This is a genomic window from Terriglobus sp. YAF25 (assembly GCF_052113305.1).
GTDB lineage: Bacteria > Acidobacteriota > Terriglobia > Terriglobales > Acidobacteriaceae > Terriglobus.
Window position 1 is genome coordinate 1 of the sequence record NZ_JBFRCY010000487.1, and the last position, 6478, is coordinate 6478.

6 protein-coding genes, 1 pseudogene and 1 riboswitch are annotated in these 6478 nt (G+C 59.3%); all 7 genes and pseudogenes read left to right on the forward strand.

Annotation, left to right across the window (positions count from 1 at the left end):
• The coding region (locus tag AB4043_RS18540; protein WP_442307744.1) for a TIGR03435 family protein at positions 1 to 404 on the forward strand (404 nt) is incomplete at its 5' end.
• Between the two features lie 378 nt (positions 405 to 782).
• A riboswitch (SAM-I-IV-variant riboswitch) is annotated at positions 783 to 886 on the forward strand.
• Positions 887 to 936: 50 nt separating this feature from the next.
• A complete protein-coding gene (locus AB4043_RS18545) occupies positions 937 to 1977 on the forward strand; it encodes a threonine aldolase family protein (protein ID WP_442302439.1) in 1041 nt (346 codons plus the stop codon).
• Between the two features lie 32 nt (positions 1978 to 2009).
• Complete coding sequence (locus AB4043_RS18550; RefSeq protein WP_442302440.1) at positions 2010 to 2768, forward strand: DUF4184 family protein; 759 nt, start codon at positions 2010 to 2012, stop codon at positions 2766 to 2768.
• A 64-nt stretch (positions 2769 to 2832) separates the two neighbouring features.
• Positions 2833 to 3162, forward strand: coding sequence for a PadR family transcriptional regulator (locus tag AB4043_RS18555; RefSeq protein ID WP_442302441.1), 330 nt, complete (start codon positions 2833 to 2835; stop codon positions 3160 to 3162).
• A gap of 102 nt (positions 3163 to 3264) precedes the next feature.
• Positions 3265 to 3321: pseudogene (locus AB4043_RS18560) on the forward strand (hypothetical protein); the annotation flags it as partial.
• Positions 3322 to 3398: 77 nt separating this feature from the next.
• Positions 3399 to 5633, forward strand: coding sequence for an ABC transporter permease (locus AB4043_RS18565; RefSeq protein WP_442307745.1), 2235 nt, complete (start codon positions 3399 to 3401; stop codon positions 5631 to 5633).
• A 274-nt stretch (positions 5634 to 5907) separates the two neighbouring features.
• Positions 5908 to 6478: 2Fe-2S iron-sulfur cluster-binding protein (locus AB4043_RS18570; RefSeq protein WP_442307746.1), on the forward strand; the 571-nt coding region annotated here is incomplete at its 3' end.

Sequence of the window (6478 nt, forward strand, 5' to 3'; positions counted from 1 at the left end):
ATCTCACACTCCATCACGAAAGCCGTGAGATGAAAGCCTACGTCCTCGTCATCGACAAAGGCGGCCCTAAGCTGCATGAGACCTCCGGTGCACCGGCGAAATCTATGAGCGGGACCAATCAGCGCGGCAGTAACGGCACGGCAACCATGACCGGTTCCGGCGTCGGCATGCCCGCCCTCGCCTACCGCATCGCACAGCAGCCGGCCTTTCGCGGCGGCATGGTTCTGGATAAGACAGGCCTCAACGGCTACTACGACTTCACGTTGCAATGGGAGGCCGGCGAGAACGCGGGTTCTTCGCTCATCACGGCACTCCGCGAGCAGTTGGGCCTGAAGCTTTCCTCAGAAAAGACCTCCGTCGATGTGCTGGTGATCGATCGCGCCGAGAAGCCAGCCGAGAACTAGAGTTCAGCTATCCTCAGGCCTGGGGCGTTGCCCAGGGCCGATATAGAACGCGCCTTCAGCGCTTAGAACAATGGCGCCCTTTTTGTTTGTCATTTCGTAGCGCAGCGAAGAAATCTGCTTCTCTCATTTTCTCTGCCGGGGTGCCCTCGCAACGCTAGAGCATTTTCCTGTAGGCGTAGAGTAGGGCTTCGGCATCTATGGGCGTTTTCCGCAATGAAAACGCCGCTGCGCTCTTCTTCCGGGATACCCAGCAACAGGAAAAATGCTCTAGGTGGGTAAGGAAGGCCGAAATTTTCTAACAAAACGCACATCGAATTTTGCTGATACGCCTAGGCGCGTCCTACAAATTGCTTCGAACCCAGACACCGTTTATCATCAGAACGACATCAAGAGTTGAGCTCACTGCTCAACGCCAACCTGCCCCGAGCAAGGTGGCGTCCCGTCTGGGAGATGTGGCCTGTCCGGCAACTTCGGGAAAAGCCGCACATCCGTGATTTCTTTTGATGGACCAGTAAGAAAGGGTTCGATACGCATGTGTGCACCAAAACAGCAGTTCGCCAGTGATAACTACGCCGGAATCTGTCCTGAGGCATGGGCCGCCATGGCCGAAGCCAATGTCGGACACGAAAGCGCCTATGGTGCAGACTCATGGACAGCACAGGCGGCGGATGCCTTCCGCACGCTCTTCAGCACCGACTGCGATGTCTTCTTCGCCTTCAATGGAACAGCCGCCAACTCCCTCGCGCTTGCAGCTCTGAGCCAGAGCTATCACAGCGTCATCTGCTCGGAGCTGGCGCACGTCGAGACCGACGAGTGTGGCGCGCCTGAGTTCTTCTCCAATGGCGCCAAACTTCTCGTCGCTCCCTCGTCGAATGGCAAGCTAACGCCCGATGCGATCCGTCTGATCGCATCTCGGCGCACCGACATTCACTATCCCAAGCCGCGCGTTGTCACCATCACCCAGCCGACCGAGACCGGCCTGGTCTACACCCTCGAAGAGATCCGCTCCATCGCAGACGCGTGCCGCGAGCTCGACCTGCGTCTCCACATGGATGGAGCGCGCTTTGCCAATGCCTGTGCGACGCTCAACTGCACGCCTGCCGCCATGACCTGGGAGGCCGGAGTGGACGTTCTCTGCTTCGGTGGAACTAAGAACGGCATGGCCGTCGGCGAAGCCGTGATCTTCTTCGATCGCACGCTCTCGCAGGACTTCGACTATCGCTGCAAACAGGCAGGCCARCTTGCCTCCAAGATGCGCTTCCTCGCTGCCCCCTGGGTCCGCATGCTCGAGGGCGGAGCCTGGCTGCACCGCGCGGCCCACGCCAACACCTGCGCCAGAACATTTGCGGAGAAGATCGCTGGTCTGCCCAACATCGAGCTCATGTTCCCGGTCGAGGCCAATGGCGTCTTCGTGAAGATGCCGCCGGCCATCGCCGAAGCACTGCGCGCCAGAGACTGGAAGTTCTATACCTTCATCGGCGGCGGCGCACGCTTCATGTTCGCGTGGGATACCTCGCTCGACTGCCTCGAATCGCTGGTCGAGGACTTCCGCGCCGTAAGTACTGCCCTTTGATCGAAGCATCCATTTGAGTAGATGATTCGACAATGCCATTTACTGCCGCGCATGCCGTCGCAGCTCTACCGTTCCGCAGGACGCGGCTGAACACAGCCGCGCTTGTGGTCGGCTGTCTGTCTCCGGATTTCGAGTATTTTCTCAGGCTCGTGCCGCGCGGCAGCTTTGGCCATACCCTGCCTGGAGCTTTGCTACTCGATCTCCCACTGTCTTTGGCCGTGCTGTGGCTTTTCCAGCAATATGTCGCGGATGCACTCATCGCCACAGCGCCTCGTCTATTCCCTCTCCGTCAGAACCCCATGGGGAAGATTTTTACGTCGAGTATCCCAACCTTCTTCGTCATGGTGCTCTCTATCCTGCTTGGGGCGGCTACTCATATCATCTGGGATGCCTTCACCCATCCAGGCTTTTGGCCCTACCGCCATCTCCCGTTATTGAAGTACAACCTGCAACTTCCGCTTGACGGCTTTATTGAGGTATTTAAACTCCTTCAATATGTCAGTACTGCGCTCGGGTTGTGCGTGCTCGCAGTGCTATGGCGCCGCTGGGTGTTTACCACTTCGCATCGGCAGACACCCGCAGTAAGACGTCCGCTTTTGTCGATGGCAGCTTTGGCGTGTGCAGGTGCGTTCATACGCGCGGAATATGGAACTGGCTTTCTTCATCGTTTCAGAGGCTTTAATGTCTTTGCCTCAGAGACTCTCGTTAGCTTCATAAGCCTGCTTTGGATCATGTTGACCTTTTATGGTGTGTGGCTGCATCGGCAGCTAGGGAGAACAAAAGCCCATTGACATAGTCTGCCTATGTCATCCATTCTTACTGCCATAGTTTGTCTATGGCAGTAAGGAGCATTCTGTGAAGCCCAACGACATTCCGCCCGGCTCCCTCTCCCTTCTGATCCTCAACACCCTTTCGCGCCATGGCGAGATGCATGGCTACGAGATAGCCGAGTCGATCCTGCATACTTCCGGCGATGTGTTGCAGGTGGAAGAGGGCTCCCTGTATCCGGCATTACAGCGGCTTCTGGTCCAGGGATGGGTCTCCGCCGAGTGGGGCACGACCGCCGGCAATCGCCGCGCGCGCTACTACCGGCTGACCGCCGCCGGCCGCAAACAGCTCGCCACTGAGCTTTCGCACTTTCACCGTATCTACGGCGCGATTACCGCCGTGCTGCAGCCTGCCTGATCGCACCTCCGCTTCGCCAAGGAGACCACCATGCGCCAGCTTCTCCGCCGCCTCAGCATGCTCTTCCATCGCTCCCGCTTTAATGCCGACCTCGAAGAGGAGATGCGTCTCCATCTTGAGCTGCGTGAGCAGCAGCAGGTCGCCACCGGCCTTGCCCCTGAACAGGCACATCGCGAAACCCGTCGGCGCTTTGGCAACAACACCGTTCTGCGCGAGCGGAGTTTCGCCGCCTGGGGATGGAGCTGGCTCGAGTCCTTTGCACAGGACACGCTATACGGTCTGCGCTCCATGCTGCGCTCCCCCGGGCTCACCTGCGTCGCTTTACTCTCGCTGGCTCTCGGCATTGGCGCGAACACCGCTATCTTCAGCTTTCTCGACGCCATCGTGTTGCGCTCGCTGCCCGTCAAAGCTCCAGGGCAGCTCTTCATCCTCTCGCCGTCATCAGCTATGCCTTCTGGCAGACCGCGCTTGCCGGAGCGCCCGATGTCCTCAACCACACTGTCAAATTCGCCGACACCACCTTCACCATCATCGGCGTCGCCCCTCCTGGCTTCTTCGGCATCACCGTCGGACATGCGCCCGACCTTTGGATACCGATGGCGATGATGAACTCGCTGCCTGCTCACTACAAGGGCTATAAAGACAACTTCTACCAGTCCAATCTCATCTTCGGCCGTCTGAAACCCGGAGTCACGCACGCGCAGGCCGAAGCCGAGATCAATGTCCTGTATCAACAGATCACTCGCGGCTTCCCCGATGCCAGGCTCAATAACTACAACCTGTCTCATCTACAAACGGCTCACGTTGCGATTACACCAATTGCAACCGGCATCTCCGGGCTGCGTCACCAGTTCTCCGACCCATTGAAGCTCCTGATGGGCGTCACCGCCCTGGTGCTGCTGATCGCCTGCGCCAATATCGCCAACCTTCTCCTGGCGCGTTCCACCGCACGTGCTCGCGAGTTCGCAGTACGCCAGGCGCTCGGAGCGCAGCGCCTGCGTCTCGTCCGCCAGCTCCTCACCGAAAGCGTGATCCTTGCACTAGCTGGAGGCCTGCTGGGGATCGCCTTCGCTGTCGTCGCCGACCGCATGCTGCTGCGCATGATCTCCGGCGGCCCTGACGCCGACCTTATCCCCATCGACGTTTCGCTTAACCTGCCATTGCTGGGCTTCTCGCTTGCCGTTACCGTTGGAACGGCCGTGCTCTTCGGCATCGTGCCGGCGTTGCGTGCCTCCCAAGGCGAGGTGACCGGAGCCCTCAAAGATGGCCGCAGCAGCGCCAACGTTGCAACGCGGAATGTCCTTGGCAAAGTGCTCATCATCGCGCAAGTCTCCATATCCTTCGTCCTGGCTGTCGCCTCCGTTCTCTTCCTGCGTAGCCTGGTTAACCTCACGCACGTCGACACCGGCTTCCCCCGCGACGGTGTAATGCTCGTCAACATGGATTCCTCGGTCCTCGGCCTGAAAGGCGAAGACCCACGCATGATCTCCATGTTTTCCCAGATCGAAGATCGCGTCGCCGCCATACCTGGGGTGCACGGCGCCGGTTTTGCTTCGTTCACCTTCCATCAAGGAAGCTGGAACACTTCACTCAATATTCCCGGAACCGCCTACAACGATGCGGTCAACATCAAACACAACGTCATTAGTAATGGCTACTTCAATACCATGCAGATCCCACTGCTCGCCGGCCGCACTTTTGGCCCGCAGGACACGGCAACCTCGCACAAGGTCATCATCCTCAGCGAGAGCATGGTGCGCGATCTCTTTCCCGCCGGCGTCAATCCGATCGGCCGTCACATCTACATCGGGAAAGATCCCGAGCCCAGAAACGATGTTGAGGTCGTCGGCGTGGTGAAAGACGTGAAATTCGGCAATCTGCAGGAGCATCGCCAGTACATCGACTACGTTCCCAATCCGCAGCATCCGTGGGGTTATGGCACGCTCGCCGTCCGCTACACCGGCGACTTCAATGCGGTCTCCAAAGATGTACAGAACACCATTCATTCCATAAACCGTACCCTCACCATCAACCGCGTTACTACGCTCGACCGCGTGATCGAACGCAGCATCACCAACCAGACTCTTGTTGCCCAGCTTTCAACCTTCTTCGCCCTGCTCGCCGTCTTTCTGTCCGCGATCGGCATCTACGGACTGATGAGCTATCTCGTCAGCCGACGCACCAATGAGATCGGCATCCGCATGGCTCTCGGCGCCGCCCGTTCCAGCGTCGGCTGGATGATCATGCGCGAGATCGTCCTGCTCGTTGTCTCCGGTATTGCCCTGGGAGGCGCGCTCACCCTGGCCACCAACCAGCTGCTGCAGAGCCTGCTCTACGGTCTGAAGCCAACCGAGCCACTCAGCCTGGTGCTGGCCATTGTTGCCCTGCTCGCCATCGCTCTGCCTGCAGCCTGGCTACCCGCCCGCCGCGCCTCCCGCGTCAGCCCCATGGAGGCGTTGCGCTATGAGTAAGCAGCATCGCCATTCATCGTTGCTGCACCCCGGAGAAATAGGCAAAAAAACGGCAGGATCGGGATACCGCTCTCTGCTTTTTCTGGCGTAGCCTCAATCGCTAGGAGACTTAGCGGCATCTATCCGGATGCAGCTCAAGGTTTTTTTCCGCGCACGTCGTCGGTGTTCAGAAGGGCTTCCATCGCAGAAGCTCTCGTCGACGCTGCTGTTCCCTCGGCGTCCAGCATACGTTCGCGGAATCCATCCAGACGATCGTTAGTCCAGGAGGCACACGATGGCAGAGCACACTGATGACGCATCCAAACCCCTTACCTCGCTTGAAAAACTCAGCCGGCGTTCTTTCCTCTCGCGCGCGGGCGCTATGGGCGTCGCCACCGCTGCGGCAACCGTTGCTCCGGTAGTGGCATCTGCGGAACCCGAGCGGCCTCAGCCGCAGGGAGACCCCGCCATGCCCGAGACTCCAGGAACCATTCCCATCACCCTCAAGGTGAATGGAGAAACACATCAGCTCCGTATCGACCCTCGCGCCACCGTGCTCGACACCCTGCGCGAGACCCTGCACCTAACCGGTACGAAGAAGGGCTGCGACCACGGCCAGTGCGGCGCATGCACGGTCCACGTCGACGGACGTCGCGCTAATAGCTGTCTCCTCCTCGCCGCCATGCACCAGAAAGCTGAGATCGCCACTATCGAAGGCCTGGGTACACCGCAGAAGATGCATCCCATGCAGGCCGCCTTCGTCGAGCACGATGGCTATCAGTGCGGCTACTGCACCAGCGGACAGATTATGTCTGCCGTCGCCATGTTGCATGAACCCTGGGGCACTGCCGACACCGACGTGAAGG